At 71.4% G+C, this 26,910-nt stretch carries 26 protein-coding genes, 1 tRNA gene and 1 pseudogene; 21 read left to right on the plus strand and 7 right to left on the minus strand.

What is annotated here, in order from left to right; genetic code table 11:
• Positions 1–49 precede the first annotated feature (49 nt).
• Positions 50–1,219 (plus strand): SUKH-4 family immunity protein, encoded by a 1,170-nt coding sequence (locus tag ACWEEU_RS13375; RefSeq protein WP_451731703.1) that lies wholly within the window; start codon positions 50–52, stop codon positions 1,217–1,219.
• Positions 1,220–1,290: 71 nt separating this feature from the next.
• On the opposite strand, the gene ACWEEU_RS13380 is transcribed toward ACWEEU_RS13375, so the two are convergent.
• Positions 1,291–1,365, minus strand: a tRNA-Cys gene (locus tag ACWEEU_RS13380).
• A 167-nt stretch (positions 1,366–1,532) separates the two neighbouring features.
• On the opposite strand from ACWEEU_RS13380, the gene ACWEEU_RS13385 reads away from it, so the two are divergent.
• From ACWEEU_RS13385 to ACWEEU_RS13410, 6 genes are all read left to right on the plus strand, one after another.
• Positions 1,533–2,978, plus strand: a complete 1,446-nt coding sequence (locus ACWEEU_RS13385) for an MFS transporter (protein WP_451731706.1) — start codon at positions 1,533–1,535, stop codon at positions 2,976–2,978.
• Positions 2,979–3,014: 36 nt separating this feature from the next.
• A complete protein-coding gene (locus ACWEEU_RS13390) occupies positions 3,015–3,215 on the plus strand; it encodes a CopG family transcriptional regulator (protein ID WP_385745211.1) in 201 nt (66 codons plus the stop codon).
• Complete coding sequence (locus ACWEEU_RS13395) at positions 3,212–3,592, plus strand: type II toxin-antitoxin system death-on-curing family toxin (RefSeq protein WP_451731709.1); 381 nt, start codon at positions 3,212–3,214, stop codon at positions 3,590–3,592. The genes ACWEEU_RS13390 and ACWEEU_RS13395 overlap by 4 nt, the downstream gene beginning before the upstream one ends.
• 128 nt (positions 3,593–3,720) lie before the next feature.
• Positions 3,721–5,520 (plus strand): DEAD/DEAH box helicase, encoded by a 1,800-nt coding sequence (locus tag ACWEEU_RS13400; protein ID WP_385745215.1) that lies wholly within the window; start codon positions 3,721–3,723, stop codon positions 5,518–5,520.
• 390 nt (positions 5,521–5,910) lie between these two features.
• Complete coding sequence (locus ACWEEU_RS13405; protein ID WP_385745218.1) at positions 5,911–6,552, plus strand: IclR family transcriptional regulator; 642 nt, start codon at positions 5,911–5,913, stop codon at positions 6,550–6,552.
• Positions 6,553–6,821: 269 nt separating this feature from the next.
• On the plus strand, positions 6,822–7,613 hold the full coding sequence (locus ACWEEU_RS13410) for a S16 family serine protease (RefSeq protein WP_451731713.1): 792 nt from the start codon (positions 6,822–6,824) through the stop codon (positions 7,611–7,613).
• 103 nt (positions 7,614–7,716) lie between these two features.
• Here the strand turns inward: ACWEEU_RS13410 and ACWEEU_RS13415 are convergent, their stop codons facing one another.
• Positions 7,717–8,190 carry an Lrp/AsnC family transcriptional regulator gene (locus ACWEEU_RS13415; protein ID WP_451731716.1) on the minus strand — a complete coding sequence of 158 codons (474 nt, stop codon included), beginning with the start codon at positions 8,188–8,190 and terminating at the stop codon, positions 7,717–7,719.
• A 123-nt stretch (positions 8,191–8,313) separates the two neighbouring features.
• Between ACWEEU_RS13415 and hppD the strand changes: the two genes are divergently transcribed.
• Positions 8,314–9,459: a 4-hydroxyphenylpyruvate dioxygenase gene (hppD, locus tag ACWEEU_RS13420; RefSeq protein WP_451731719.1), complete on the plus strand. Its 1,146-nt coding sequence runs from the start codon at positions 8,314–8,316 to the stop codon at positions 9,457–9,459.
• Between the two features lie 50 nt (positions 9,460–9,509).
• Here the strand turns inward: hppD and ACWEEU_RS13425 are convergent, their stop codons facing one another.
• Entirely contained in the window at positions 9,510–10,991 is a 1,482-nt protein-coding gene (locus ACWEEU_RS13425; RefSeq protein ID WP_451731722.1) for a tetratricopeptide repeat protein, read from the minus strand.
• 97 nt (positions 10,992–11,088) lie between these two features.
• Here ACWEEU_RS13425 and ACWEEU_RS13430 point away from each other — a divergent pair, with 97 nt between their 5' ends.
• Positions 11,089–12,498, plus strand: coding sequence for an FAD-binding oxidoreductase (locus ACWEEU_RS13430; protein ID WP_451731725.1), 1,410 nt, complete (start codon positions 11,089–11,091; stop codon positions 12,496–12,498).
• A gap of 23 nt (positions 12,499–12,521) precedes the next feature.
• On the opposite strand, the gene ACWEEU_RS13435 is transcribed toward ACWEEU_RS13430, so the two are convergent.
• The gene (locus ACWEEU_RS13435) at positions 12,522–12,935 is read right to left on the minus strand and encodes an SsgA family sporulation/cell division regulator (RefSeq protein WP_199585872.1); all 414 of its coding nucleotides are present in this window, start codon (positions 12,933–12,935) and stop codon (positions 12,522–12,524) included.
• A gap of 285 nt (positions 12,936–13,220) precedes the next feature.
• Here ACWEEU_RS13435 and ACWEEU_RS13440 point away from each other — a divergent pair.
• The 3 genes and pseudogenes from ACWEEU_RS13440 to ACWEEU_RS13450 form a co-directional block, all read left to right on the plus strand.
• A pseudogene (locus tag ACWEEU_RS13440) lies at positions 13,221–13,316 on the plus strand (DUF2510 domain-containing protein); the annotation flags it as partial.
• 867 nt (positions 13,317–14,183) lie between these two features.
• Entirely contained in the window at positions 14,184–14,834 is a 651-nt protein-coding gene (locus ACWEEU_RS13445; RefSeq protein WP_385745278.1) for an RDD family protein, read from the plus strand.
• Between the two features lie 71 nt (positions 14,835–14,905).
• Positions 14,906–15,685, plus strand: a complete 780-nt coding sequence (locus tag ACWEEU_RS13450; protein WP_385745229.1) for an RDD family protein — start codon at positions 14,906–14,908, stop codon at positions 15,683–15,685.
• A gap of 107 nt (positions 15,686–15,792) precedes the next feature.
• Here the strand turns inward: ACWEEU_RS13450 and ACWEEU_RS13455 are convergent, their stop codons facing one another.
• Entirely contained in the window at positions 15,793–16,089 is a 297-nt protein-coding gene (locus ACWEEU_RS13455; RefSeq protein WP_385745231.1) for a hypothetical protein, read from the minus strand.
• 361 nt (positions 16,090–16,450) lie between these two features.
• Between ACWEEU_RS13455 and ACWEEU_RS13460 the strand changes: the two genes are divergently transcribed.
• The 3 genes from ACWEEU_RS13460 to ACWEEU_RS13470 all read left to right on the plus strand — a co-directional run bounded on the left by ACWEEU_RS13460 (position 16,451) and on the right by ACWEEU_RS13470 (position 19,964).
• Positions 16,451–18,796, plus strand: a complete 2,346-nt coding sequence (locus ACWEEU_RS13460; RefSeq protein WP_451731729.1) for an immune inhibitor A domain-containing protein — start codon at positions 16,451–16,453, stop codon at positions 18,794–18,796.
• Positions 18,797–18,917: 121 nt separating this feature from the next.
• Positions 18,918–19,238, plus strand: coding sequence for a hypothetical protein (locus ACWEEU_RS13465; protein ID WP_385745235.1), 321 nt, complete (start codon positions 18,918–18,920; stop codon positions 19,236–19,238).
• A gap of 372 nt (positions 19,239–19,610) precedes the next feature.
• The gene (locus tag ACWEEU_RS13470; RefSeq protein ID WP_451731733.1) at positions 19,611–19,964 is read left to right on the plus strand and encodes a hypothetical protein; all 354 of its coding nucleotides are present in this window, start codon (positions 19,611–19,613) and stop codon (positions 19,962–19,964) included.
• Here the strand turns inward: ACWEEU_RS13470 and ACWEEU_RS13475 are convergent.
• Both ACWEEU_RS13475 and ACWEEU_RS13480 read right to left on the minus strand, forming a co-directional pair.
• Positions 19,954–20,547: an isochorismatase family protein gene (locus ACWEEU_RS13475; RefSeq protein ID WP_385745239.1), complete on the minus strand. Its 594-nt coding sequence runs from the start codon at positions 20,545–20,547 to the stop codon at positions 19,954–19,956. The two genes, ACWEEU_RS13470 and ACWEEU_RS13475, sit on opposite strands and share 11 nt — an antisense overlap.
• A 141-nt stretch (positions 20,548–20,688) precedes the next feature.
• Positions 20,689–22,035 (minus strand): nicotinate phosphoribosyltransferase, encoded by a 1,347-nt coding sequence (locus tag ACWEEU_RS13480; RefSeq protein WP_385745241.1) that lies wholly within the window; start codon positions 22,033–22,035, stop codon positions 20,689–20,691.
• An 8-nt stretch (positions 22,036–22,043) separates the two neighbouring features.
• Between ACWEEU_RS13480 and clpS the strand changes: the two genes are divergently transcribed.
• The 6 genes from clpS to ACWEEU_RS13510 all read left to right on the plus strand — a co-directional run bounded on the left by clpS (position 22,044) and on the right by ACWEEU_RS13510 (position 26,819).
• Positions 22,044–22,409 (plus strand): ATP-dependent Clp protease adapter ClpS, encoded by a 366-nt coding sequence (gene clpS / locus ACWEEU_RS13485; protein ID WP_451731738.1) that lies wholly within the window; start codon positions 22,044–22,046, stop codon positions 22,407–22,409.
• 9 nt (positions 22,410–22,418) lie between these two features.
• The gene (locus ACWEEU_RS13490) at positions 22,419–23,030 is read left to right on the plus strand and encodes a DUF2017 domain-containing protein (RefSeq protein WP_385745245.1); all 612 of its coding nucleotides are present in this window, start codon (positions 22,419–22,421) and stop codon (positions 23,028–23,030) included.
• Between the two features lie 381 nt (positions 23,031–23,411).
• The gene (locus ACWEEU_RS13495) at positions 23,412–24,830 is read left to right on the plus strand and encodes an amino acid permease (protein ID WP_451731741.1); all 1,419 of its coding nucleotides are present in this window, start codon (positions 23,412–23,414) and stop codon (positions 24,828–24,830) included.
• A 144-nt stretch (positions 24,831–24,974) separates the two neighbouring features.
• Entirely contained in the window at positions 24,975–25,397 is a 423-nt protein-coding gene (locus tag ACWEEU_RS13500; protein WP_451731744.1) for a Mov34/MPN/PAD-1 family protein, read from the plus strand.
• A gap of 175 nt (positions 25,398–25,572) precedes the next feature.
• Positions 25,573–25,851 carry a MoaD/ThiS family protein gene (locus tag ACWEEU_RS13505; RefSeq protein WP_385745251.1) on the plus strand — a complete coding sequence of 93 codons (279 nt, stop codon included), beginning with the start codon at positions 25,573–25,575 and terminating at the stop codon, positions 25,849–25,851.
• Positions 25,852–25,868: 17 nt separating this feature from the next.
• Complete coding sequence (locus ACWEEU_RS13510; RefSeq protein WP_451731747.1) at positions 25,869–26,819, plus strand: PLP-dependent cysteine synthase family protein; 951 nt, start codon at positions 25,869–25,871, stop codon at positions 26,817–26,819.
• Positions 26,820–26,910 lie beyond the last annotated feature (91 nt).

Below are 26,910 nucleotides of genomic sequence, written 5' to 3' on the forward strand. Positions count from 1 at the left end.
AGCCGTACGACGACGTACCGACGTACCGATGAAGATCGCGGGGGAAGCGATGAGCACGACCGAGACCGAGGTCACGGCGATCACACTGACCGAGGCCGAGCTGGACCGCTACGTCACCCACGCGCCCACGCGCGGCCTGCTCTCCGGCCCCGGACTGCCCGCGCACACCGGCCTGCTGACCTTCGCCGCGCTCCGCACGCACGGACTGCGCCGCCTGGGCGAGGCCGCCGAGGCGGCCGAGGGCCCCTTCCGGCTCGCGGAGGAACTGCGGGACCGGCTGGTCATAGGCGAACTGCTCGGCCCGGCCGGCCTCGAGCAGCAGTCGATCCTGCTCGACGGAGTGACGGGCGAGCTGACGACGGCGTACCTGTACGACCCCGCCGACGCGCACCCCTTCGCCCCCTCCCTGGCCACCCTGCTGCGCTTCGCCGCCGTCACCGAGGAACTGGCGGGCCTGCGCGGCCGGTTCGCGAGCCTGCGCGGGCGGTACGGCACGGAGACGGCGGCCGAGGCGTCCCGCAAGCTGCTCGCGCTCTTCGAGGAGGGCACCGACGGCGCAGTCCCGGCCTACTGGAAGGTGGCGGCCCTGATCCGCCCGCTGTCCCTGGTCGCCGCGCCCAGCCGCTCCGGCGGTCTCACCCTCGACCTCCCCGGCCGGCTCCTGGAGGAGGAGTTCGGCTCGGGCCGGGTGGTCCGCTTCGAGGAGGTGGACTTCCCCCGCACGCTCACCCACGAACCGACGCGTCGCTTCCTGCGGGAGACGGGGCTGCCGGAGGAGGCGGTGCTGTTCCACGCGGACGCGGACGGCCCGCTGCGCACGCTCACCGAGTACTTCACGGAAGAGGCCGCCGAGGACTACCCCCTCGACCTCCTCCCCGCCCACGCCGACCACCTGGTCCGCCTCGGCCACCTGGTGGAGGACACCAGCCTGGTGCTCGACGGCCGCACCGGCGCCGTCCTCAGCTACTCCGAGCCGGACGGCACCCTCCACCCCCTGAACACCGACACCTCCACCCTCGCCTACACCCTCTGGCTCCTCCACCACGAACGCACGATCGACGACCACCTCTCCCACGAGCTGACGACGTCCGCGTACGACCAGCTCGCGCTGACGATGCTCGACACGCTGGCCACCCTCGACCCCACGGGCACCGACCCGTCGACGGACTGGCACTACTGGACGGAACTGTTCCAGGACGAGGCGGGCGGAGCGCTCTGACGCCTGCGGCCGGATCACCGGCGCCGTGACGCCTGCGGCTGCCTCGGTGGGCTCCGCGCGGGAGCACTTGATGGAGGCCGTGGCGGGAATCGAACCCGCGTAACTCGCTTTGCAGGCGAGTCCCTGAGCCACTCGGGCACACGGCCGTGTGTCGTGGAATGAACGTAGGCGGGGGTCCGAGGGTGGGGCAAGGGGTGCAATGTGACTGTCATGGGGCGTTCACGAGCGGGGGCGGGGAGTAGGGCCAACGGAGTAGGAGTGGCGGGACTCCGGACAGGGGTCAAAGGGGGGAACGGGCCTTACGCTGGCCCGCATGACCGCAGTTGAGCAGCCCGACAGTGCCGTGGTGGATGTAGTCGCCGAGCCCGATGAGGGCGGCGTGCTGGGGCGGACGTATCGGGCGCTCAGTGTCGGGGTCGTGTCCGTGGTGCTGCTCATCGCCTTCGAGGCGACCGCCGTCGGGACCGCGATGCCGGTGGCCGCGCGGGAGTTGGACGGGGTGGCGCTGTACGCGTTCGCGTTCTCCGGGTACTTCACCACCAGCCTCACCGGGATGGTGCTCGCCGGGCAGTGGGCGGACCGGCGGGGGCCGCTCGGGGCGTTGAGCGCGGGGATCGGGGCGTTCGCGGGCGGGCTCGTGGTGGCCGGGACCGCGCGGGCGATGTGGGTGTTCATCCTGGGGCGGGCGGTACAGGGACTCGGCGGCGGACTGGTGATCGTCGCGCTGTACGTCGTCGTCGGGCGGGCTTACTCCGAGCGGCTGCGGCCCGCGATCATGGCGGCGTTCGCGGCCGCGTGGGTGGTGCCGTCCGTCGTCGGGCCACTGGCCTCGGGTGCGGTGACCGAGCATCTGGGGTGGCGGTGGGTGTTCCTCGGCATCCCGGCGCTCGTCGTGCTGCCGGTCGGGCTCGCCCTGCCGCAGATCCGGCGCCGGGCCGGCGGACCGGTCGGGACGCGCGGCGCCTCCTCGCCCGACCGGCGCCGCATCCGGCTCGCGCTCGCCGTGTCCGTCGGCGCCGGGCTGCTCCAGTACGCCGCCCAGGACCTGCGGCCCCTGTCCGTGCTGCCCGGACTCGCCGGTGCCGTGCTGCTCGTGCCCGCCACGCTCCGGCTGCTGCCGCGCGGTACCTACCGCGCCGCGCGCGGGCTGCCCGCCGTCGTACTGCTGCGCGGGGTGTCCGCGGGGTCCTTCATCGCCGCCGAGTCGTTCGTGCCGCTGATGCTCGTCACCCAGCGGGGGCTCTCGCCGACCCTCGCCGGGTTCTCGCTGGCCGCGGGCGGGGCGACCTGGGCGCTGGCCTCGTGGGTGCAGTCCCGGCCCGCGACCGCGCCGTACCGGGAGCGGCTGATGACGTTCGGGATGCTGCTGGTCGCGGGCGCGATCGCCGCCGCGCCGAGCGTGCTGCTGCCCGCCGTGCCGGTGTGGACCGTCGCGGTCGCCTGGGGGTTCGGCTGCTTCGGGATGGGGCTCGTGATCAGCTCCACCAGCGTGCTGCTGCTCCGGCTCTCCGCTCCCGAGGAGGCGGGTGCCAACTCCGCCGCGCTCCAGATCTCCGACGCCCTGTCCAACGTCGTCCTGCTCGCGGCGGCGGGCGCGGCGTTCGCCGCGCTGGGCGGCGGCGGTACGGCGACCGCGGCGGCGGCGCACGTCACCGGCTCCCACCCCGCCGCCTTCGCGGTCGTCTTCCTGCCGATGGCGGGGGTGGCCCTGGCGGGGGCCTGGGTGACGACGCGGTTGGGCGAGCAGGCGGGCGAGTAGTACCAATATGACCCCACGTGGTGGTACCGTTTTGGTATGGCGATGAATCTGCGTCTCCGCGGCGACCAGACGGAAGCACTGAAGCTGCGAGCCGAAGAAGAGGGTGTCAGCATGCACGCCATACTGCTGAGAGCCGTGGACGACTATCTGGCTCGGACGGCTCACGAGGCACTGGTCCGCAAGGCCGCGAAGGAGCAGACCGCCAAGTGGGCCGAACTCCGGGAGCGGCTCAAGTGACCTACATCTATCTGTCGGCCGAGGATGTCCTGGCCATCGCGGCGCGTGCCGTCGATGACCAGGACATCGTCGTACGCGACCTGGGGCTGCTGGAGTCCGCCGTGCGCCGCCCCTCGGCCTCGGTGTTCGGGCGGGAGGCGTACACCGATCTGTTCGAGAAGGCGGCTGCGCTCCTGCAGTCGCTGGCGATCAACCGCCCCTTCATCGAGGGGAACAAGCGCACGGCCTGGGTGTCCTGCGTCGTCTTTCTGGCGATGAACGACGTGCAGTTGCGACCGGACATCGAAGCGGCCGAGCGGCTCGTCATCGGTGTGGCGACGGGGGACACGGAAGAGGTCAAGGCCATCGCCGAGGCGCTGCGTGACCTGTCGGAGTGACTGATGTGACGTCGGTCCCAACCCGGTCGGCGTCCGCCTCGTCCGCCCTCGGGGGGCGGTCCCGCGCCGGTAGGGTGGCCCGGTTGTTCTTCGTAGTCGAGCCGCCCCAAGCCCCCACCCCGGAGACCGTGACTACCACCGCCGCCACTTCAGCCGCCTCCCACCATCTGTCCCCCGCCTTCCCCGGCCGCGCCCCCTGGGGCACCGCCAGCAAGCTGCGTGCCTGGCAGCAGGGGGCGATGGAGAAGTACATCCAGGAGCAGCCGCGTGACTTCCTCGCCGTCGCCACCCCTGGCGCCGGCAAGACGACCTTCGCGCTGACGCTGGCCTCCTGGCTGCTGCACCACCATGTCGTGCAGCAGGTGACCGTCGTCGCGCCGACCGAGCACCTGAAGAAGCAGTGGGCGGAGGCCGCGGCCCGGATAGGGATCAAGCTGGACCCGGAGTACAGCGCGGGCCCGGTCGGCAAGGACTACCACGGGGTCGCCGTGACGTACGCCGGTGTCGGCGTGCGCCCGATGCTGCACCGCAACCGCTCCGAGCAGCGCAAGACGCTGGTGATCCTGGACGAGATCCACCACGCCGGTGACTCCAAGTCCTGGGGCGAGGCGTGTCTGGAGGCGTTCGAGCCGGCGACCCGGCGCCTGGCGCTGACCGGTACGCCGTTCCGCTCGGACACCAACCCGATCCCCTTCGTCACGTACGAGGAGGGCGACGACGGCATCCGGCGCTCCGCCGCCGACTACACCTACGGCTACGGCAACGCGCTCGCGGACCACGTCGTCCGCCCCGTGATCTTCCTCAGCTACAGCGGCCAGATGCGCTGGCGCACCAAGGCGGGCGACGAGATCGCGGCCCGGCTCGGCGAACCGATGACCAAGGACGCCGTCAGCCAGGCGTGGCGTACGGCGCTCGATCCGCGCGGTGAGTGGATGCCGAGCGTGCTGCGCGCCGCCGACCAGCGGCTCACCGAGGTCAGGAAGGCGATCCCGGACGCCGGTGCCCTGGTCATCGCCTCCGACCAGGACTCCGCCCGCGCCTACGCCAAGCTCATCCGGGAGATCACCGGCACCAAGGCCACGCTGGTCCTGTCCGACGACACCGGCGCCTCGAAGCGGATCGACGACTTCAGCGCGAGCAACGACCGCTGGATGGTCGCGGTCCGCATGGTGTCCGAGGGCGTCGACGTGCCGCGGCTCGCGGTGGGCGTGTACGCGACGACGATCTCGACACCGCTGTTCTTCGCGCAGGCCGTCGGGCGTTTCGTACGGTCCCGGCGGCGCGGCGAGACCGCGTCCGTTTTCCTGCCGACCGTTCCCGACCTGCTGACCTTCGCCAACGAGATGGAGAAGGAGCGCGACCACGCCCTCGACAAGCCGAAGAAGCAGGGCGAGGAGGACCCGTACGCCGAGTCCGAGAAGGAGATGGACGAGGCGAACAAGCAGCAGGACGAGGACACCGGCGAGCAGGAGCAGTTCTCCTTCGAGGCGCTGGAGTCCGAGGCGGTCTTCGACCGGGTGCTGTACGACGGTGCCGAGTTCGGTATGCAGGCGCATCCGGGGAGCGAGGAGGAGCAGGACTACCTCGGCATCCCGGGGCTGCTCGAACCCGACCAGGTGCAGATGCTGCTCCAGAAGCGGCAGGCGCGGCAGATCGCGCACAGCCGCAAGAAGCCGGACGCCGAGGCCGACCTGCTGGAGCTGCCCGCCGAGCGGCGCCCCGTGGTCAGCCACAAGGAGATGATGGAGCTCCGCAAGAAGCTCAACACGATGGTGAGCGCGTACGTGCACCAGAGTGGCAAGCCGCACGGGGTGATCCACACCGAGCTGCGGCGGGTGTGCGGGGGGCCGCCGAGCGCGGAGGCCACAGCGGGACAGCTCAGGCAGCGGATCGAGAAGGTGCAGGAGTGGGCGACGCGGATGCGGTGACGCTCCGCTGGGTCCGACGCGGATTTCCAGCCCGTCCGCCCGTCCGGGTTGCCGATAAGCGCGACTCACGGGGCTCTGCCCCGGACCCCGTGCAGGACAGCCCGGGGCCCGTCTCCGGCCCGCCATAAACGGGCAAAACGCGCACTCCGCCCCGCTCCCCGCCCGGATTGTGGACGAAGCCTTCCGCTGAGCGAACCCGCTTCGCTACTGTCCCGCTACGCATACGCCCCGTGGCAGCGCCGCCGCGGAGCGCAGCCGTGAAAGCGACAGGGCCCGGAGCCGCCGGGCCGTCCTGCCGATCGGTGCCCTCGCAGCGCGTCGCCGACGGGATCCGCCCGGTGCCGGCCGTCGCTCGCGGGCGTCGACCTCACCGCCGAAGGAGTGGGCGTCGTGACCGCGGAGACCTCCCAGACGCTCGACCGGGGACTGCGCGTCCTCAAGCTGCTGGCCGACACGGACCACGGGCTGACCGTCACCGAGCTGTCCACCCGGCTGGGAGTGAACCGCACGGTGGTGTACCGCCTCCTCGCCACGCTCGAACAGCACGCCCTGGTACGCCGCGACCTCGGCGGCCGTGCCCGGGTCGGGCTCGGGGTGCTGCGCCTCGGCCGTCAGGTGCACCCCCTCGTACGGGAGGCCGCGCTTCCCGCGCTGCGCTCGCTCGCCGAGGACATCGGGGCGACGGCCCACCTCACCCTGGTCGACGGCACCGAGGCGCTCGCCGTCGCCGTGGTCGAGCCCACCTGGACCGACTACCACGTCGCCTACCGCGCGGGCTTCCGCCACTCCCTGGACCGAGGCGCCGCGGGCAAGGCCATCCTCGCCGCCCGCCACTCCCGCGCCGGCCACCCCGGCTACACCCTCACCCACGGCGAACTCGAAGCCGGAGCCAGCGGTGCGGCGGCCCCCCTGATCGGCGTCACCGGCCTCGAAGGCAGCGTAGGCGTCGTCATGCTCACCGACGCCATCCCCGACCGCGTCGGCCCCCGCGTCCTGGAAGCGGCCCAGGAGATCTCCGAGGCGCTCCGCTGACGCGAGGTCCGACGGAGGAGTGGGCGCGCGCCCACCGGCTTCGGCGTGCGGTCTTTCCGGCGCCGGGTCCCGGTCGCGTCGCCCGCGCCCGCGCCCGCGCCCACGGCCCGTCCGCCCGGCAGGTGTGCCCGGCAGGTGTGCCGCCCGCTCCTGGCCCGCTGCCCGCGGGCACGTGGCCGGGCGCGCTCCTCCGTCCGCTCACCACCCGCGCCCCACTCCCACCCGGAGCCGCCCCCGCCCCGTCCCACCCGGCGCGTTAGATTGTGGGCGTGTTCTCTCGTCTCTCGCGTCTTCAGGCCGTTGCCGTGTGTGCTGTGCCCGTGGTCGGGCTGATTGTCACGGTGGCTGTCGCGCCGTTGCCGTTCGCGGTGGCGCAGCCGGGGATGACGGCGAACGTGCTGGGGGAGAACCGGGGGACGCCGGTGATCACGGTGTCCGGGGCGCCGGTCAGGAAGACCAGCGGTGAGCTGCGGATGACGACCATCGAGGCGACCTCGCCGGACGCGCGCGTCAGCCTCGGGGACGTCGTGGACAACTGGTTCCGGACCGATCGCGCCGTCATGCCCTACGGCTCGGTGTACCCGACCGGCAACTCCCTCAAGGAGATCGAAAAGCACAACTCCGCGCAGATGCAGGAGTCCCAGAACGCCGCCACCGACGCCGCGCTGGACTACCTGCACCTGGACTCCGGCCACGTGAAGGTCGACCTGCGCCTCGCCAACGTCGGCGGACCCAGCGCCGGGCTGCTCTTCACGCTCGGCATCGTGGACAAGCTGGACGGCGACGGCAGCGGAGGCGACCTGACCGGCGGCCGTACCGTCGCCGGCACCGGCACCATCGACGCGGACGGCAAGGTCGGCGCGGTCGGCGGGGTGCCGCTGAAGACGCGGGCCGCCCGGCGCGACGGCGCCACCGTCTTCCTGGTGCCGAAGGCCGAGTGCGCGGACGCCAAGGCCGAGCTGCCCAAGGGGCTGCGCCTCGTCGCGGTCACCGACCTCAAGGGCGCCGTGAACTCGCTGGTCGCCCTGGAGAAGGGCAAGGGCAGGATCCCGAGCTGCTAGGGCCTGTCTGACGATTCTCGTCTGCCGCGCGGCCGCCCTCCGGGCGACGACGGGAATGGTCAGACCGGCCCAGGGCGGCGCCTTCCCGGTCTTCGCGGGCTCCCTAGGGAGTCTCCCCCGCCGCCTGCTCCACCAGTGGGATGATCCGCAGCGGCACCGGTGTCTCCATCACGATCGTCGTCGACGCCCGCTCGATCCCCTCGAACCCCACCACCCGGTCGATCACACGCTGGAGGTCGGCGTTGGAGCGGGCGACCAGGCGGCAGAGCATGTCGCCGGTGCCCGTCGTGGTCAGCAGCTCCAGCACCTCCGGCACGCCCGACAAGTGGGCCCGTACGTCCGGCCCCCGGCCCTGGCGGATCTGGAGCGTCGCGAAGGCCGTGACCGGGTAGCCGAGGGCCGCCGGGTCCACCTGCGGACCGAAGCCGCGGATCACCCCGCCCGCCCGCAGCCGGTCGAGCCGCGCCTGCGCCGTACCCCGGGCCACCCCGAGGCGGCGGGACATCTCCAGCACGCCGATGCGCGGTTCCTCGGCAAGCAGCACGATGATCCGGCCGTCCAGTTGATCGATCGCCACGACGCCCTCCCGGGATGGTCATCCTGTACAGAAAGCCCGCCGGTACGGCCGTACGGCTGAACAGACTGCCCAGTCACTACGCGAACTATTGCGCACCTTGCGGACCGGAGCCACCCTTCGGCTATGACGCAGACCACACACCAGACTCCCGACACCGCCCGGCAGGCCGACCCCTTCCCGGTCAAGGGAATGGACGCGGTCGTCTTCGCCGTGGGCAACGCCAAGCAGGCCGCGCACTACTACTCCACCGCCTTCGGCATGACCCTGGTCGCCTACTCCGGACCGGAGAACGGCAGCCGGGAGACCGCGAGTTACGTCCTGGAGAGCGGCTCCGCCCGCTTCGTGCTCACCTCGGTGATCAAGCCCAGCACCCCGTGGGGCGAGTTCCTCGCCCGGCACGTCGCCGAGCACGGTGACGGCGTCGTCGACCTCGCCATCGAGGTCCCGGACGCCCGTGCCGCCTTCGCCTACGCCGTCGAGCACGGCGCCCGCCCGCTGGCCGAGCCGTACGAGGTGAAGGACGAGAACGGCACCGTCGTCCTCGCCGCCATCTCCACCTACGGCGAGACCCGCCACACCCTGGTCGAGCGCTCCGGCTACGACGGCCCGTACCTGCCCGGGTACGCCGCCGCCGAGCCCATCGTCGCGCCCCCCGCCCAGCGCACCTTCCAGGCCGTGGACCACTGCGTCGGCAACGTCGAACTCGGCCGCATGAACGAGTGGGTGGAGTTCTACAACAAGGTCATGGGCTTCACGAACATGAAGGAGTTCGTGGGCGACGACATCGCCACCGAGTACAGCGCGCTGATGTCCAAGGTGGTCGCGGACGGCACCCTCAAGGTCAAGTTCCCGATCAACGAGCCCGCCGTCGGCAAGAAGAAGTCCCAGATCGACGAGTACCTGGAGTTCTACGGCGGCGCGGGCGTCCAGCACATCGCGCTGAACACCAACGACATCGTGCGCACCGTCCGCACCATGCGCGCGGCCGGAGTCCAGTTCCTCGACACCCCGGACTCCTACTACGACACCCTCGGCGAGTGGGTCGGCGACACCCGCGTGCCGATCGAGACCCTGCACGAGCTGAAGATCCTCGCCGACCGCGACGAGGACGGCTATCTGCTGCAGATCTTCACCAAGCCGGTCCAGGACAAGCCGACCGTCTTCTTCGAACTCATCGAGCGCCACGGCTCGATGGGCTTCGGCAAGGGCAACTTCAAGGCCCTGTTCGAGGCGATCGAGCGAGAGCAGGCCAAGCGCGGCAACCTGTAGGCGAGTGGGGGGCGCCCAACGCTGCGAGCGACCGGCGCCCCCACAGCGCGCTACAGCGCGTCCTCCGGCAGCGTCCCGTCCTCCGGATCGCCCAGCCCCGCCACCGCCCGCCGCGCCTTGGGCGCCCACACCGGCGAGAAGTACGGGTTCACCAGGAGCGCGTCCGACAACTGCCGCCGGGCGGGCCCGACATGCCCCAACTCCCGCTCGATCATGCCCCGGTGGAAGGCGTGCGACGCGCTGCGCACCCCACCGCCCTTCGCCTTGTCGGTCGCGACGGTGGCGTACTTCAGCGCCTCCTCCTCGTCGCCCGCCCGGTGCAGCGCCCAGCCCAGCGCGTCCGCCACCTCGATGCCGGGCTGGCGCTTCCACTCCGCGCGCAGCCGGGTCACCGCCTCGTCCGGATCGCCGTGGTCCGCCTCCAGACGCCCGAGCACCAGCTCCTCGTCCACCCCGCCGGAGGCGCCCCGCTCGGCCAGCGTCCGTACCGCCGCGTACTGCTTCCCGGCGTCCCGCGTGCGGCCCAGCGACTCGTACAACTCCCCGAACTCCAGGGCGGTCCCGGGATCGGGCTGCTTGGCCAGGGCATCCCGGTACGCGGTCAGCGCCTGGTCCGTGCGGCCCAGCGCGGCCAGCGTCCGCGCCCGGCCCGTCACCGCCGTGCCCTGCGCCGGATCGAGCCGCAGGGCCGCCTCGAAGTGCCGCAGCGCGTCGTCCCGGTCGCCCCGCTCCCAGGCCAGCTGCCCGACCCCGGCCAGCCAGGCCGCCCGCTCGGCGGGCGTACCGGCGGCAGCCGCCGCGTCCGTCAACTGCGCCACCGCGTCCTCGCGCCAGCCCCGGTCCCGGTAGACGGCGGCCGCCCGCGCCATCACGGCGGGCCGCTCGGCCGGGGAGGTGCGCAGCGCCATCAGCTTGTCGAGGGTGCGGCGGGCCCCGGTGTAGTCACCGAGCCCGTTGTACGCGTCGATCAGCGGCGGATACGCCGACCAGCGCTTCGGCGTCAGCTTCAGCGCCTGCTCGCCGTACCGCTTCGCCGCCGGGAAGTCCCGGCGCGCGTTGGCCAGCGCCGTGAGCGCGCCGAGCGCCTCCGCGTTCCCGGTGCTCTTCACCCGGAGCGAGCTGTTCAGCGCCCGCTCCGCCTTCGGGAAGTCCGCCGCGTCGGCCGTCTGCCGCCCCCGCGCCACGTACGCCGCGCCCAGCGCCGCCCAGGCCGCCGCGTCGGTCGGCCGCTGCCGCACCACGCTCTCCTGCCGTGCGATCAGCTCCGTGAGCTGGGGCAGCGCGGCCGGCAGCCCGGTGGTGACCGCCGTCAGCGCCCTCGCCCGGAGGTCCGGCGCCGGTGCCGGGGACGGGGGACGCTGCTCGCGCGGCTGGGGTCCGGGGGACGGCAGAGCAAGGACGGCGCCCGCCGCCGCCCCGCTCACCAGCGCGACGGCCAGCAGCCGCCGGGGCCACCGCCGGGGACGGCGCGGCGCGGACTCGGCCACCGGGGACGTACCGGGACCGGCGTGCCCGTACTGTCGCTTCTCCATGCGGCAACTGTGCGCCAATACGACAAGCGCCTCCGGGTGGCTCAAGGGCGGCGCGTGCGGGGTTCACACCGATGGCCCCGAGTGCGACGCTCGGATCATGAGCCGTATCGAAGCGCCCCGCGACGACGACGCCGTGACCGTCGGCAGCCTCACCGACCGGCTCCTCGCGGGTCTGCCCGCCGAGGCCGTGCTGACCGACCCCGAGGTGACCGTCTCCTACGCCAACGACATGGCGAGCTTCTGCCCGGCCGGGACGCCCGCCGTCGTCGTGCTGCCCCGCACCGTCGAACAGGTCCAGCACGTCATGCGCACCGCCACCGAGCTGCGCGTGCCGGTCGTCCCGCAGGGGGCGCGCACCGGGCTCTCCGGCGCGGCCAACGCCTCCGAGGGCTGCATCGTGCTGTCCCTCACGAAGATGGACCGCATCCTGGAGATCAACCCCGTGGACCGGGTCGCCGTCGTCGAGCCCGGCGTCGTCAACGCCACGCTCTCCCGCGCCGTCGGCGACCACGGCCTGTACTACCCGCCGGACCCCTCCAGCTGGGAGACCTGCACCATCGGCGGGAACATCGGCACCGCCTCGGGCGGGCTGTGCTGCGTCAAGTACGGGGTCACCGCCGAGTACGTCCTCGGCCTCGACGTCGTCCTCGCCGACGGCCGGCTCATGTCCACCGGGCGCCGCACCGCCAAGGGCGTCGCCGGGTACGACCTCACCCGGCTGTTCGTCGGCTCCGAGGGCTCGCTCGGCATCGTCGTACGGGCCGTGCTCGGCCTGCGCCCCAAGCCGCCCGCGCAACTGGTGCTGGCCGCCGAGTTCGCCTCGGCGGCCGACGCCTGCGACGCGGTGTGCCGGATCATGGCGGGCGGCCATGTGCCGTCCCTGCTGGAGCTGATGGACCGTACGACCGTCAAGGCGGTCAACGACTTCGCCCGCATGGGGCTGCCCGAGACCACCGAGGCGCTGCTGCTGGCCGCCTTCGACACCCCGGACCCCGCCGCCGACCTCGCCGCCCTCGGCGCGCTGTGCGAGGAGTCGGGTGCCACCCAGGTGGTGCCCGCCGAGGACGCCGCCGAGTCCGAACTCCTCCTCCAGGCCCGGCGGCTCTCGCTGACCGCGCTGGAGGCGGTCAAGGGCACGACGATGATCGACGACGTGTGCGTGCCCCGCTCCCGGCTCGGCGAGATGCTCGCCGGCGTCGAGCGGATCGCCGCCAAGTACGACCTCACCATCGGGCTCTGCGCGCACGCGGGCGACGGCAACACCCACCCCACCGTCTGCTTCGACGCCCTCGACCCCGACGAGTCCCGCCGCGCCCGCGAGTCCTTCGACGAGATCATGGCGCTCGGGCTCGAACTCGGCGGCACCATCACCGGGGAACACGGGGTGGGGGTGCTGAAGAAGGAGTGGCTGGCGCGGGAGATCGGGCCCGTCGGGATCGAGATGCAGCGCGCGGTGAAGCAGGTCTTCGATCCGCTCGGCATCCTCAACCCCGGCAAGCTCTTCTGAACGCCCTCCGGGTGCCGGGCCGTTCACCTGGCGAGCAACTGGTCGAGCGCGGCGTCGATCCCCAACTGCTCCGCCTCGGCACCCGGCGCCACCACCCGCAGCGTCCGCTCCAGCCACGCCGAGACCTGCGGCGTCGGAGCCTCGAGCAGGGCGTCGCCGTCCGGCGAACTGAGCGCCATCAGCACGACACTGCGGCCGTTCACCTTCGTCGGCCACACCCGCACGTCCCCGTGCCCGCAGGGCCGGAACACGCCCTCCACCAACAGTTCGCGGGCGAACGTCCAGTTGACGGGGAAGTCGGAGTTGATGTGGAACGTGACGTGGATCGCGTACGGGTCGTCCGAGCGGTAGCTCAGCCGCGCCGGGACGGGGATGCTCCGCTCGGGCGAAAGGATGAGCTTGAGCTCCAGTTCCCGTTCCACCACCGTGTGCTCCATGACCTGCGTTTCCTCTCTCACCGGGGCCTCCTCGGCGGGCCCACGGGAAGGGAGAGGGAGCAGAGGCTCCGCCATTACGCGACTTCCGGGAAGTTTTTTTCCCGCTTCCCTGTTTCCGCGCTTCCCCCCTTCCCCCCTTCCCCGCTTCCCGCTTCCCCCGCTCCCTCGCGCAGAGGTCCGGCATCGCCCGGAAAGGGTGGGTCCGGCCGGACTGGCGGTGCCGGATGCGCGGGTCTGATAGATGTGGGGGTTCCTATCCCACCTCCGAGCAGATACGGGACGGACATGAGCGCCCCTACGCCGGCCCACGGTGACGACAGGCCCCGTGAGGGCTACTACCCGGACCCGTCCATTCCCGGTTACGTCCGCTACTGGAACGGCACGGCCTGGATGCCCGGCACCAGCCGTCCCGCCCCGGCCGACGGCGAGCCGCTCGCCCCGCCCATGGGCCGCGCCGCCAGCCCCGCGGTGGTCGAGGACACGGGGCCCCACTTCTTCGACGAGGAGCCGCCCACGGGCAGCCCCGCGTGGGACACGGACGCGCCTGTGGCGGACACGTTCCTGAGCCGTCGGCCCACGCCGGGGCCGGGGGCCCCGCCGGTTCAGGGGGCGTCAGGGTTCGGTGCGGGCGGCGACGGTTCGGTGCCGGGGGCGGATGCGGCTCCCTTCGCGCAGGGCGGTCCCCAGGGGGCGGACGGCTCCGGGTTCGGAGCGGCTCCGCAGGGGCCGGTCGGCGGGGGAGTCCCGGGGGCGCGGGGACCGGGCGAGGGGGTGCCCGTGGCGTCGGGCGGCCAGTTCGCCGCTCGGCAGGGGGATGCCTCCGGCGGGGGCGACGGTGCTCCCGCGGCGGGAGGTCAGGAGCCCGGGAGCTGGGCTCCGGCCGGCCCTCCTGGCGGGGCGAACGGCCCTGCCGCATCCGGACCCGAAGCGCAGGGTGCGGCCGGTGGGTTCGGCGCCGTCGGCGCTCCCGGTGCGCAGGGCCGGGGCGGAACCGACAGCCGTCCCGGTGGGCGGGCTCCCGCCGAGGCAGGAAGCCCGCACGGTGCTCAGAGTCCCGCCGCGGGCGCCGGTGGCTTCGGTCCCGCCCATGCCGGGAACCTCCCCGGTGCGCAGGCCCCTGCCGGGGCCGGTGGCCGTCCCGGTGCCGAAGGCGCGGCCGCCCTGGGCTTCAACGTCGTCACCCCGCCGGGTGCCCCAGGTGTGCCCGGTGGGTTCGGGGCCGTCGTGCCCGGGGCGCGGAGCGGGCAGATGGGTGGTCCCACCGCGCCCGATCCCGTCGCGCGGAACGCCGGAGGCGGGCAGGCGTCGTGGGCTCAGCAGGTGCATCAGCTGGCCGGGGGAGGGGAGGAACAGACGGTCGCGCCGTGGAAGCCGGTGGTGGAGGACCCGTTCCTCGCCGCTGCCCGGCGGCAGGCGGCGGGGCGGCCCGCGGGGCTCGGCAAACGGCTGGTCGCGCGGCTCATCGACAGCCTCTTCGTCGGCGCGGTCACGGCCGCCGCCGCCGTACCCCTCGGGGTGCGTACCGTGGACCACCTGCGGCACAAGATCGACGAGGCCCGGCTGTCGGGCCGTACCGTCACCGTCTGGCTGATCGACGGCACGACCGGCACGTACCTGGCCGTCGTCCTCGCCGTACTGCTCCTCTTCGGCGTGGCCTACGAGGTGCTGCCCACCGCGAAGTGGGGCCGCACCCTCGGCAAGCGGCTGGTCGGGCTCCAGGTGCGGGACATCGAGGCGCACGAGCCGCCGACGTTCGGGGCTGCGCTGCGCCGCTGGCTGGTGTACTGCGTGCCCGGACTCCTCGGGATCGGGGCGATCGGCGTGCTGTGGGGGCTGTTCGACCGCCCCTGGCGCCAGTGCTGGCACGACAAGGCGGCGCACACCTTCGTGGCGGACTGAGGGCGCCGGACGGTACTCCGTACGGCCGCCCGCCGGATGCGGAGCCGGGGCGTTCGCGGTCCACTCGGGCCATGAGCAGCGAACCGCCCTCCGGCTCCGGCCCGCAGCCCCCCGACGACGATCCGCTGAGGAAGCGCCCCCCGTCGGAGCAGGGGTGGGGCTCGCCGTACGACGCCCCGCACGGCGGCCGGCAGCCACCCGGCGGTCAGCCGCCACCCCCACCCCCCGGCGGCCCGCAGCAGCCCGGCGGAAGTCCCTACGGCCCGGGCAACCCGTACGACGCCCCGCACGGCGGCGGTCCGTACGGCGGTCAGGGGGGCCCTTACGGCGGTCAGGGCGGTGGCCCCTACGGCGGCCCCGGAGGGCCCGGCGGTCCCGGTTACCCCGCCGACCCCCTCGCCGGTATGCCCCCGCTGGCCGAGAGCGGCAAGCGCACCATCGCCCGCATCCTCGACATGATCATGGTCGGTATCGTCGTCTGGCTGGTGACCTGGGCGTTCGGGGTGCACCAGTACGACGTGAACGGCCAGGGCATGAACGCCGGGAAGTCCTTCGCACAGTCGATCATCGCGGCGATCCTCTACATCGCCTACGACACGATCCTGATCGCCAGGACCGGCCAGACGCTCGGCATGAAGTGGTTCCACATGCGTGTGGCCAACCTGGACAACGGCTCCACGCCCTCCCCGCAGACCTCACTGGTCCGCGCCCTGGTGCTGTGGCTGCCGTTCGCCTTCTGCTGCGCCTGCATCTGGACCGCGATCTGTGGTGGCTGGAGCTACTTCGACCGCCCGTACAAGCAGGGTCTGCACGACAAGGCGGCCAAGACGGTGGTGGTCAGCACGCGGTAGCCGACGGCAGGCACAGGGCGGCGCTCACGTACGCGGAGGGGCGGGCCGGGGCGACACACCCGGTCCGCCCCTCCGCGTACGCGTGCGAAGCAGGGCGCGAACTGCCCTCAGGATGCCGTCCGTTCACGCACCGGCTCGGACGAGGCCCCGACCGGCTCGCGGCGCGCGCTCTCCAGTCGCGTGGGCGCGGCCAGGCTCTGCGGCGCGGTCTCGGGGTGAGCGGCGCGCGCCCGGCGGGGGTGCGGCACGGTCATGGCCACCAGGACGCCGAGGGCGAGCGCGGCCAGGGCGATCACGGCGATCCCGGGGCCGGAACTCGTCTGTGACAGCAGCAGCATGGCGAGGGTGGAGAAGATCACGGTGCAGGAACCGTAGGCGAGCTGTGCGGTGGTCGGACGAGGCATGGCAATCGTGTCCTCGGAAGATGAATGTGGGGGTGCCATCGGACTCTCCCCGCGTCCATGCCCGAGTCACGCGCCGGGTAAGCATGACCTTGCCCAGGGCGCCGGTGCACAGGGGGCGCACGGAGTCATGCCCCCTGCCAACTGGGGCGATGCACGCGCCCGTTGAGTGGGGCGCCGCCGTCCGTAAAGCGGACCCCCGCTCCGCATAGTGCACCTGTCCTGTACAAGTCAAGGTCTGTCTTTTCTTCTAAACCTCTAGTCAAATAACGGCACTTGACTACACGCGTTGATCGTGCGCGCACGGAACCTTCCATGAACCGGAACCCTCCTGCCGTGTGCGCGGCGCGGGGGAGGAAATCAAGTGACCAGCAGATCCTGGACGTTCAGAACCACGGCGATAGGTGTAGCCCTCGCCGCGGCCTCCGCCACCTTCGTGACGTTCGCCGTCGCGGAGGCGAGCGCGGCGCCCCGGTCGGCGGCCGAGAACCGGCACGACCCGGCGCCGGTCGCCCAGCGGAAGCACGACCTCGACGGTCCGCTGAGCAAGACCCGGCAGGCCCAGCACCGGGAGGCGGTCTCCCAGCTCATCGCGGGCAAGACGAAGCTTCAGGACCGCCACGGCTCCAAGGTCGTCCAGCTCAAGAGCCGCAAGGGCGACAGCAAGTACGTCGAGCTGGGGCGGGAGAAGACCGACAAGATCTTCACCATTCTGGTGGAGTTCGGCGACAAGACCGACTCCCGGTACGGCGGCACCCCCGGGCCGCTGCACAACCAGATCGCCGCGCCGGACCGCAAGAAGGACAACTCCACGGCCTGGCAGAAGGACTACAACCAGGCGCACTACCAGGACCTCTACTTCGGCACCGGCAAGGACACCGAGTCGCTGAAGAAGTACTACGAGAAGCAGTCCTCGGGCCGCTACTCGGTCGACGGCGAGGTCACCGACTGGGTCAAGGTCCCTTACAACGAGGCCCGTTACGGCTCCAACAAGGCCACCACCGGTGCCTGGTACGCGGTCCAGGACGGCGTCAACGCCTGGGTCGCCGACCGCGAGGCCGCCGGTGACACCGCGGCCGAGATCCACGCGGAGCTGGCCAAGTACGACCAGTGGGACCGCTACGACTACGACGGCGACGGCAACTTCAACGAGCCCGACGGTTACATCGACCACTTCCAGATCGTGCACGCCGGTGAGGACGAGTCCGCGGGCGGCGGCGCGCAGGGCGAGGACGCCATCTGGGCCCACCGCTGGTACGCGTTCGGCACCGACGCGGGCGCGACGGGTCCGGCCGACAACAAGCTCGGCGGCACCCAGATCGGTGACACCGGCATCTGGGTCGGCGACTACACCATCCAGCCGGAGAACGGCGGACTCGGCGTCTTCGCCCACGAGTACGGCCACGACCTCGGGCTGCCGGACGAGTACGACACCGCCGGGGGCGACAACTCCACCGGTTTCTGGACCCTGATGTCCTCCGGTTCCTGGCTCGGCACCGGCAAGGAGTCCATCGGTGACCTGCCCGGCGACATGAACGCCTGGGACAAGCTGCAGTTGGGCTGGCTGACCTACGACACCGCCAAGGCGGGCGTCTCCTCCTGGCACAAGCTGGGTCTTGCCGAGTACAACACCAAGTACCGTCAGGGGCTGGTGGTTTCGCTGCCCGACAAGGCGGTCACCACCGAGGTGGTCACCCCGGCGCAGGGCGCGAGCCAGTGGTGGAGCGGCAGCGGCAACGACCTCAAGAACACGCTGACCCGGTCCGTCGACCTCACGGGCAAGTCCTCGGCCACGCTGAGCCTGGACGGCTGGTACGACATCGAGGCCGGCTACGACTACCTCTACACCGAGGTGTCCACCGACGGCGGCGCCAACTGGACCGCGATCAACGGCACGGTGGACGGTGCGGCCATTCCGGAGGACGGCTCCGGCAAGCCCGCGCTCACCGGCACGGTGGACGCCTACAAGAAGCTGTCGTTCCCGCTGGACGCCTACGCGGGCCAGAAGATCCAGGTGCGCTTCCGCTACCAGACGGACGGCGGCGTCGCGCTGAAGGGCTTCGCGGCCGACGAGATCACGGTGACCGCCGACGGTTCGGCCGTCTTCTCCGACAACGCCGAGTCGGCGGACGCCGGTTGGGCCGCCAACGGCTTCTCCCGGATCGGGGCGTCCTTCACCAAGGACTACGCGCAGTACTACATCGCGGAGAACCGGCAGTACGAGTCGTACGACAAGACCCTCAAGGTCGGCCCGTACAACTTCGGCTTCGCCTCGAAGCCGGGCTGGGTGGAGCACTACCCGTACCAGAACGGCCTGTTGATCTGGAAGTGGGACACCTCCCAGGCGGACAACAACACCAACTCCGCGGACGGGCACCCCGGTACGGGTCTGATCCTGCCGGTCGACTCGCACCCGGCGGCGATGAAGTGGTCCGACGGCACGCTGCTGCGCAACCGCATCCAGGCGTACGACTCGCCCTTCAGCCTCTACGGCACGGACGGGATCACGCTGCACAAGAGTGACGTCGCGACGAAGTTCAAGGCGTCGAAGGGGGTGTCGGTCTTCAACGACCACGCGAACACCTACTACGACCCGGCGAACCCCACCGGTGGCGTCAAGATCACTGACACCAACACCAAGATCAAGATCACCAAGGAGGCGGCGGACGGCTCGACGATCGAGCTGGAGGTCGGCCGCGCGGTGAAGTAGTCCGCATCATCGCAGGTCACAGACGTATCGGCGGCAATCCCCTGGCGGGTTGCCGCCGATCGTGTTTAGGTGCGTCCTGTGGACGGCTTATTGACACCGGACGGAACGGGGATGTGACCGCATGGCCGCAGGAGGCTTCAGCAGACTGCCGAACGGCACGGTGGTGGTGGCGTTGAACCTGCCGCACGGCTCCGCCGGGGTCCGCGTCCTGGTGCACGCCCGCAATCGCGCCCGCGCGCTGACGCGCCTCCGCAACCTCGGTCTCCGAGCGGTGTACCTCCGGGGGAACACGGCGCCCCCCACCCCGGACGAGATCACGGCGGTCCTGCACCATCCGGACGGCCTGGTCTGGCGCACCACCCCCCTGGACGGCACATCGGCCACCGGCCTGTGGCGCCCGATCCGCTCCCTACTGCGACCTGCGGTCCTGCCGGGGCGGTGAGGTGCGTTGCCGGGTGTGGGGTGCGGGTGCGGGAGCGTGGTGGCTGGTCGCGCAGTTCCCGCGCCCCTCGGGTCGGACAGTCCCCCCGGTCGCCAGGTGGAGCGGCGAGACTGTCACGCGAGTCGAGGTGCGTTGCCGAGTGCGGGCACGTCGTGGCGGGTCGCGCAGTTCCCCGCGCCCCTTGGGTCGGACCAGTTCCGTCGGGGGAGCGGACCTGTGGCCGACACATGGCTCCGCCGGGCAGGTGCGACCAGTGACGACAGGGGCTGCTGCTGACCGGCGTCACTGGTCCCGCCTCAGGGGCGCGGGGAACTGCGCGACCAGCCACATTGCACCCGCACCCGACCCGTGGGGCCGGTACCGTCGGGCGTCATGAGGAGCTTCGTGATCGGGGCCTTGCGGCTGGTGGCCGCGTCCGCCGACGAGCAGGTGGGATGGGTGCGGAGCCACGGCGTGGTGACGGATGAGATCGCCCTGGATCTTGAACACGCCACCGGCGTCGCCCCCGGGCTGGTGGCGGCGGGGGTTTTCGGTGAGGCCGTCCTCGCCGGGCTGCGGAAGATCGACGCCGTGTTTGGGGAGATGAGCGGCGACCCCGACCGCTGGAGCCTGGAGGCGCTGGGCGGGGACGAGGGGTGGGGGAGGGCGCGAGGGCTTGCGCGGTGCCTCCTTGAGGGGGAGAGGCTCGGGCTCACCCCCTTGCCGGAGGTTCACGTCATCCGCTGACCACCGGCTTGCCCGTCAGTTTTACTCCGGCTTCCCGGAGGGACTCCAGGGCACGGTCCGTTGTCTCCTGGGAGACGCCTGCCGTCAGGTCCAGGAGGACGTGGGTTCGGAAGCCCTCCCGTGCCGCGTCCAGGGCGGTGGCCCGTACGCAGTGGTCCGTGGCGATGCCCACCACGTCGACTTCCTCCACCCCCCGCTCGCGGAGCCACTCGGCAAGCGTCGTGCCGTTTTCGTCGGCGCCCTCGAAGCCGCTGTAGGCGGCGGAGTAGGCACCCTTGTCGAAGACCGCGTCGACCGCGCCGGAGGCGACCGCGGGGGCGAAGTTGGGGTGGAAGCCGACGCCCTCGGTGCCGGCGACGCAGTGGGCGGGCCAGGAGTGGACGTAGTCGGGGTTGTCGGCGAAGTGGCCGCCGGGGGCGATGTGGTGGTCGCGGGTGGCCACCACATGCCGGTAGCCGGAGCCGGCCGCCTGGCCGATCAGCTCGGTGACGGCGGCGGCCACGTCGGCGCCCCCGGCCACCGCGAGGCTGCCCCCCTCGCAGAAGTCGTTCTGCACGTCTACGACGATCAAGGCGCGGCGCATGCTGGTGTCCTTCGAGTGGGGTCCAAGGAATCGAGCCTAGAGACTTCCGGGCTCCGGCGGGAGAGGGCGTGGTCGGCGTACGGCGGTCCCGCTTCGGGGGGCGCCTCGCCGATCACGCCGGGCTGATCGACGGGACACCCCCTAGCTACCCGAGCCCAGGTGCACGTACTCCGTCGGAAGGACCGGCTCCCCGCGGGAGAGCTGGGTCGCCGACAGCGGCAGGTTCGCGCGGGCCGCGCTATGCCGGTCGCGGGCCACGTCCAGCGGCTCGCGGGCGATCACCTCGCCGCCCTTGACCAGCTCGACCAGCAACTGCCGGTCGGCCAGCTCGTCCGGCACCGGACCCGTGCCCACGACCTCTGCCTCCGCGATCCCCGAGGCGTCCAGGCGCCGCGCCGCCCACTTGCGGCCGCCGATGGAGGTCTTGCCGCCGCTGGACTTCTTCGCCACCGGAACCAGCGGCGCGGCGGGGTCGGCGGACTCGGCCCGCGCGACCAGCTTGTAGACCATCGAGCAGGTCGGATGCCCGGAACCGGTCACGAGCTGGGTACCCACGCCGTACGCGTCCACGGGTGCCGCCGCCAGCGAGGCGATGGCGTACTCGTCCAGGTCCGAGGTGACGACGATCTTCGTCTTGGTCGCCCCCAGCTCGTCGAGCTGCCGCCGCACCCGGTGTGCGACCAGCAGCAGATCCCCGGAGTCGATCCGCACCGCGCCGAGATCGGTCCCGGCCACCTCCACCGCCGTACGCACCGCCTCGGCGACGTCGTAGGTGTCCACCAGCAGCGTCGTACCCGGGCCGAGCGCGTCGACCTGGGCGCGGAAGGCGTCCCGCTCGTTGTCGTGGAGCAGGGTGAAGGCGTGCGCGGAGGTGCCGACGGTCGGGATGCCGTAGCGGAAGCCCGCCGCGAGGTCGGAGGTGGTGGCGAAGCCGCCGATGTAGGCGGCGCGGGCGGCGGCCACGGCGGCCAGCTCGTGCGTGCGCCGGGCGCCCATCTCGATCAGCGGCCGGTCACCGGCGGCGGAGGACATCCGGGAGGCGGCCGCCGCGATGGCCGAGTCGTGGTTGAGGATCGAGAGGATCACCGTCTCCAGCAGCACGCACTCCGCGAAGCTGCCCTCGACCCGCAGCACCGGAGAGCCGGGGAAGTAGACCTCGCCCTCGGGGTAGCCCCAGATGTCGCCCTGGAAACGGTAGTCCGCGAGCCAGTCGAGGGTCGCCGTGTCGACGATCTCCCGCTCGCGCAGGAAGTCGAGCATGGGCGGGTCGAAACGGAAGTTCGTCACCGCGTCCAGCACCCGCCCGGTGCCCGCGACGACTCCGTAGCGGCGGCCGTCGGGCAGCCGCCGGGTGAAGACCTCGAACACACTGCGCCGCTCGGCCGTTCCGGCCCGCAAGGCGGCCTGCAGCATGGTCAGCTCGTACTGGTCCGTGAAGAGCGCCGTCGAGGGGACGTCGACCGGCAGCCCAAGGTCCGCTGCGTTCATGAGGAGCGATGGTACTCCCATTTCGTCAGTGTGACGATTTCTGGGCCACGTGGCAGCATTGCTGTGTGACGTCACCCGCTCCCGTAGAGATCGAACGCACCGAGTCGGCGGAGGAGGTCTTCGCCGTACCCGAGCCCGACGTCCCCTGGGTCACGATCGTGCACAACGACCCGGTCAACCTCATGAGCTATGTGACGTACGTCTTCCAGACGTACTTCGGCTATCCCAAGGACAAGGCCACCAAGCTCATGCTCGACGTCCACCACAAGGGCCGGGCGGTCGTCTCCAGCGGCACGCGCGAGGAGATGGAACGCGACGTGCAGGCGATGCACGGCTACGGCCTGTGGGCCACCCTCCAGCAGGACCGGAAGTAACCCAGACACATGCCCGGACACTTCGAACCGCTCCCCGGCGGCGGCGCGGCCGTCGCGCTCGACGACGTCGAGATCTCCATCATCCGGTCCCTGGCCGTGCAGCTCCTGGAGCTGATCGGTCCCGGCCCCGCCGAGGACGCCTCCGCCGACCCGCTGGCCGGGCTGTTCACCGAGGGCCCGAGCGAGCCGCCGGCCGACCCGGTGCTGCGCCGGCTCTTCCCGGACGCGTACACCGACCCCGAGCGGGAGCCGGACACCGCCGCGGAGGCCGCCGAACGCCAGGAGCACTCGGCCGAGTTCCGCCGCTACACCGAGAACGACCTGCGCGCGGGCAAGCGGGAGAACGCGCTCGCGGTGATCCGCACCCTGGACGCCCCCGCCTCGGCAGCGGCCGACGAGGGTGTGGCGGTGCTGAAGCTCTCCCCCGAGGAGTCCCGGCAGTGGCTGACCGCGCTCAATGACCTCCGGCTCGCGATCGGCGCCCGTCTGGAGATCACCGACGAGGACGACACCGATCCGCTCTACCACCTCCCGGACCACGATCCGCGCAAGCCGATGGTGCTGGCCTACCTCTGGCTCGGCGGCCTCCAGGAGACGCTCGTCTCCACCCTGCTGCCGTGAATCCTGCCGCCATAACCCTGTTGCCGTAGCCGTTTGTAACGATTCGCCGGATTTGGCGTTCGCTCAGAGGACGCTCAAATCCGGATAACGATCGCGTCACCGTTGCGGCCTGGTCTGTCCCATTCATGCGCTCTTTGTCCGCTTCTTCCTGTGTGATGCGCCACACGGGCCCCCTGTGATCATTGTTGCGGCCGTGATAAATCTTCACGACCGCCCGGCGAACACCACCCATGTTCGACCGGGTGCGCCACCGAGCCGGCGACCGCCGGCCAGGCAAGGGCGGGCTCGCAACCTGCCCAGCTCCATCAGTTCCGGGGGGATCGAAACCCGATCCGAGGCCGCTGACCGGCCACGGGTCGGCATGGAGAAAGGCGCACCACCATGGCCTCTGAGAAGGTCACCGAAGCCCCTGAGGAGGGGTACGAGCGAGGACTCGGCAGCCGCCAGGTCCAGATGATCGCCATCGGCGGCGCGGTCGGCGTCGGCCTGTTCCTGGGAGCCGGCGCGAACATCGCCAAGGCCGGTCCCAGCCTGATCCTCATGTACGCCCTCGCGGGCGCGATCATCTTCTTCATCATGCGGGCCCTGGGCGAGCTGCTGCTCTACCGCCCGGTCTCCGGTTCCTTCGCCGAGTACTCGCGCGAGTTCCTCGGTCCCTTCTTCGGTTACTTCACCGGCTGGACGTACTGGCTGATGTGGGTCGTCACCGGCATGGCCGAGCTGACGGCCGCCGCGATCTACGTCAACTACTGGTTCCCGGCCGTCCCGCAGTGGGTCACGGCGCTGGTCTTCCTGGTGGTCCTGTTCGGCGTCAACCTGATCTCCGTCAAGCTCTTCGGCGAGCTGGAGTTCTGGTTCTCCATGGTCAAGGTCACGGCCCTGATCGGCATGATCGTGATCGGTCTCGGCGTGCTGACCTTCGGCTTCAGCGCCGCCGGCGACACCGCCTCGGTCGCGAACCTCTACCAGTTCGACGGCTTCTTCCCCAAGGGCATCGGCTCCTCCCTGATGACGCTCCAGGGCGTCATGTTCGCCTACCTCGCCGTCGAGCTGGTCGGCGTCACCGCGGGCGAGTCCGAGGACCCCGAGAAGACCCTGCCGAAGGCCATCAACACCCTGCCCTGGCGCATCGCCCTCTTCTACGTCGGCGCCCTGACCGTGATCCTGTGCGTGGTCAAGTGGACCGAGTTCTCGGCGGGCGTCAGCCCCTTCGTGAAGGCGTTCGCGGAGATCGGCATCCCGGCCGGCGCGGGCGTCGTCAACTTCGTCGTCCTGACCGCCGCGCTCTCCTCCTGCAACTCGGGCATGTACTCCACGGGCCGGATGCTGCGCAACCTGGCGGACAGCGGCGAGGCCCCCAAGGTCTTCTCCCGCCTGTCGGCCTCCAAGACCCCGGCGCTCGGCGTCACCGTGTCGGTGCTCTTCATGGGCATCGGCGTGGTCCTGAACTACATCGTCCCGGCGAAGGCGTTCGGCTACGTCACCTCCATCGCCACCGCCGCGGGCATCTGGACCTGGCTGATGATCCTGATCAGCCACGTGCTCTACCGCCGCGCGGTCGACGCGGGCCGCCTGCCCGCCTCGTCCTTCCCGGCTCCGGGCGGCGCGGTGTGCTCGTACATCGCCATCGCCTTCCTGCTCTTCGTCACGGGCTTGATCGCGTACGATGCCGACTCCCGCGTCTGCCTCTACGTGATGGCGGTCTGGGCCGTCGCCCTCGGCATCGGCTGGTTCGTCATGAAGTCGCGTACGCCGCAGACCGGGGAGCGCGACGAACCCGCTCTGGAGAAGGTGGGCTGACCCCACCGGCAAGACCATCCAGGACGCCCGGCCGTCGGGAGTACTCGTGGCACTCCCGCCGGCCGCCGCTCAGGGCGTCCGCCATGTGGGCCGTCCCGTACCGCACCTCGGTACGGGGCGGCCCATGCTCCTATCCTGGCGACCATGCTGACCATCACCCAGGACCTGTACGACAAGATCGTCGCCCACGCCCGTGCGGACCACCCCGACGAGGCGTGCGGCGTGGTCGCGGGGCCGGAGGGCACCGGCCGCCCCGAGCGCTTCGTCCCGATGCTGAACGCGGCCCGTTCGCCCACGTTCTACGAGTTCGACTCGCAGGACCTGCTCAAGCTCTACCGGGAGATGGACGACCGCGACGAGGAGCCGGTGATCGTCTACCACTCCCACACCGCGACCGAGGCATACCCCTCGCGCACCGACATCGGCTACGCGAACGAGCCCGGCGCCCACTACGTCCTGGTCTCCACGGCGGACGCCGACGGCCTCGGCGACTTCCAGTTCCGTTCCTTCCGCATCCTGGACGGCGAGGTCACCGAAGAGGAGATCAAGGTCGTCGAGGCGTACTGATCTCATGCTGCGGTCGGAAAATGTCCGGCATGTGGGAACGCCTTCCGGGCGGCGGTCCGGGAATCGATACGATGAGCTCATGGTTCTGACCGTGGTGTGGGCCCACCGCCGACGTCCACAGTTGACGTAGCGAGCCCGCAGCCCCGACGACCCCTTCCGACAGGAGCCCGCAACCATGGCCATCGAGGTCCGCATCCCCACTATCCTCCGCCAGTACACCGACGGCCAGAAGGCGGTCGAGGGCACCGGGGAGACCCTCGCCGAGCTGTTCGCCGACCTGGAGACCCGGCACGCGGGCATCCGGGACCGGGTGGTCGACGCCGGCCAGTTGCGCCGGTTCGTGAACGTCTACCTGAACGACGAGGACGTGCGCTTCGTGGACGGCATCGACAGCAAGCTGGCCGACGGCGACACGGTCACGATCCTGCCGGCGGTCGCCGGCGGCATGGTCTGATCGGGCACCGGTCCCTCATGCGTTACGACTCCCCGCTGGCCGCGGTGGGCGACACCCCTCTGGTGCGCCTGCCGCGGCTCTCGCCGTCCCCCGACGTCCGCCTCTGGGCCAAGCTCGAGGACCGCAACCCCACCGGCTCGGTCAAGGACCGCCCCGCGCTGCACATGATCGAGCAGGCGGAGAAGGACGGCCGGCTCACCCCGGGCTGCACGATTCTGGAGCCCACCTCCGGCAACACCGGTATCTCGCTCGCCATGGCCGCCAGGCTCAAGGGCTACCGGATGGTGTGCGTGATGCCGGAGAACACCTCGCAGGAGCGGCGCGACCTGCTGGCCATGTGGGGCGCGGAGATCATCTCCTCCCCGGCGGCGGGCGGCTCCAACACCGCCGTCCGCGTGGCCAAGGAGCTGGCGGCCGAGCACCCCGACTGGGTGATGCTCTACCAGTACGGCAACCCGGACAACGCGGGCGCCCACTACGCCGGCACCGGCCCCGAGATCCTGGCCGACCTGCCCTCGGTCACCCACTTCGTGGCGGGCCTCGGCACCACCGGCACCCTGATGGGCGTCGGCCGCTATCTGCGCGAGCAGAAGCCGGACGTCAAGATCGTCGCCGCCGAACCGCGCTACGACGACCTCGTCTACGGCCTGCGCAACCTCGACGAGGGCTTCGTGCCCGAGCTGTACGACGCCTCGGTGCTCACCACCCGCTTCTCCGTCGGCTCGGCCGACGCGGTGGCCCGTACCCGTGAACTCCTCCAGCAGGAGGGCATCTTCGCGGGCGTCTCCACCGGCGCCGTGCTGCACGCGGCGATCGGGGTCGGACGCAAGGCGGTCAAGGCGGGGGAGAGCGCGGACATCGTGTTCGTGGTGGCCGACGGCGGCTGGAAGTACCTCTCCACCGGCGTCTACACCGCCGCGACCACCGAAGAGGCGGTCGAGGCCCTGCACGGCCAGCTCTGGGCCTGACCCCTCTCCGGCCACCTGCCACAAGGCTTCTTCCGGTCAAACCCGGGAAGCTCACAAGATCGCGTCAGCCCCCTCCTATGAGGGGGCCAAC

The sequence above is a fragment of the Streptomyces sp. NPDC005004 genome (genome assembly GCF_053600675.1).

Bases quoted from the DNA above. Each gene is read 5' to 3' on its own strand.
- ACWEEU_RS13375 (WP_451731703.1), top strand. From the start codon at position 50: ATGAGCACGACCGAGACCGAGGTCACGGCGATCACACTGACCGAGGCC.
- ACWEEU_RS13465 (WP_385745235.1), top strand. From the start codon at position 18,918: ATGGCCGCAGGAGGCTTCAGCAGACTGCCGAACGGCACGGTGGTGGTG.
- ACWEEU_RS13445 (WP_385745278.1), top strand. From the start codon at position 14,184: ATGGGTGGTCCCACCGCGCCCGATCCCGTCGCGCGGAACGCCGGAGGC.
- ACWEEU_RS13490 (WP_385745245.1), top strand. From the start codon at position 22,419: ATGCCCGGACACTTCGAACCGCTCCCCGGCGGCGGCGCGGCCGTCGCG.
- ACWEEU_RS13510 (WP_451731747.1), top strand. From the start codon at position 25,869: ATGCGTTACGACTCCCCGCTGGCCGCGGTGGGCGACACCCCTCTGGTG.
- ACWEEU_RS13425 (WP_451731722.1), bottom strand. From the start codon at position 10,991: ATGGAGAAGCGACAGTACGGGCACGCCGGTCCCGGTACGTCCCCGGTG.
- ACWEEU_RS13480 (WP_385745241.1), bottom strand. From the start codon at position 22,035: ATGAACGCAGCGGACCTTGGGCTGCCGGTCGACGTCCCCTCGACGGCG.
- ACWEEU_RS13390 (WP_385745211.1), top strand. From the start codon at position 3,015: ATGGCGATGAATCTGCGTCTCCGCGGCGACCAGACGGAAGCACTGAAG.
- ACWEEU_RS13475 (WP_385745239.1), bottom strand. From the start codon at position 20,547: ATGCGCCGCGCCTTGATCGTCGTAGACGTGCAGAACGACTTCTGCGAG.
- ACWEEU_RS13470 (WP_451731733.1), top strand. From the start codon at position 19,611: ATGAGGAGCTTCGTGATCGGGGCCTTGCGGCTGGTGGCCGCGTCCGCC.
- ACWEEU_RS13455 (WP_385745231.1), bottom strand. From the start codon at position 16,089: ATGCCTCGTCCGACCACCGCACAGCTCGCCTACGGTTCCTGCACCGTG.
- clpS (WP_451731738.1), top strand. From the start codon at position 22,044: ATGGTACTCCCATTTCGTCAGTGTGACGATTTCTGGGCCACGTGGCAG.
- hppD (WP_451731719.1), top strand. From the start codon at position 8,314: ATGACGCAGACCACACACCAGACTCCCGACACCGCCCGGCAGGCCGAC.
- ACWEEU_RS13430 (WP_451731725.1), top strand. From the start codon at position 11,089: ATGAGCCGTATCGAAGCGCCCCGCGACGACGACGCCGTGACCGTCGGC.
- ACWEEU_RS13450 (WP_385745229.1), top strand. From the start codon at position 14,906: ATGAGCAGCGAACCGCCCTCCGGCTCCGGCCCGCAGCCCCCCGACGAC.
- ACWEEU_RS13435 (WP_199585872.1), bottom strand. From the start codon at position 12,935: ATGGAGCACACGGTGGTGGAACGGGAACTGGAGCTCAAGCTCATCCTT.
- ACWEEU_RS13495 (WP_451731741.1), top strand. From the start codon at position 23,412: ATGGCCTCTGAGAAGGTCACCGAAGCCCCTGAGGAGGGGTACGAGCGA.
- ACWEEU_RS13500 (WP_451731744.1), top strand. From the start codon at position 24,975: ATGCTGACCATCACCCAGGACCTGTACGACAAGATCGTCGCCCACGCC.
- ACWEEU_RS13385 (WP_451731706.1), top strand. From the start codon at position 1,533: ATGACCGCAGTTGAGCAGCCCGACAGTGCCGTGGTGGATGTAGTCGCC.
- ACWEEU_RS13505 (WP_385745251.1), top strand. From the start codon at position 25,573: ATGGCCATCGAGGTCCGCATCCCCACTATCCTCCGCCAGTACACCGAC.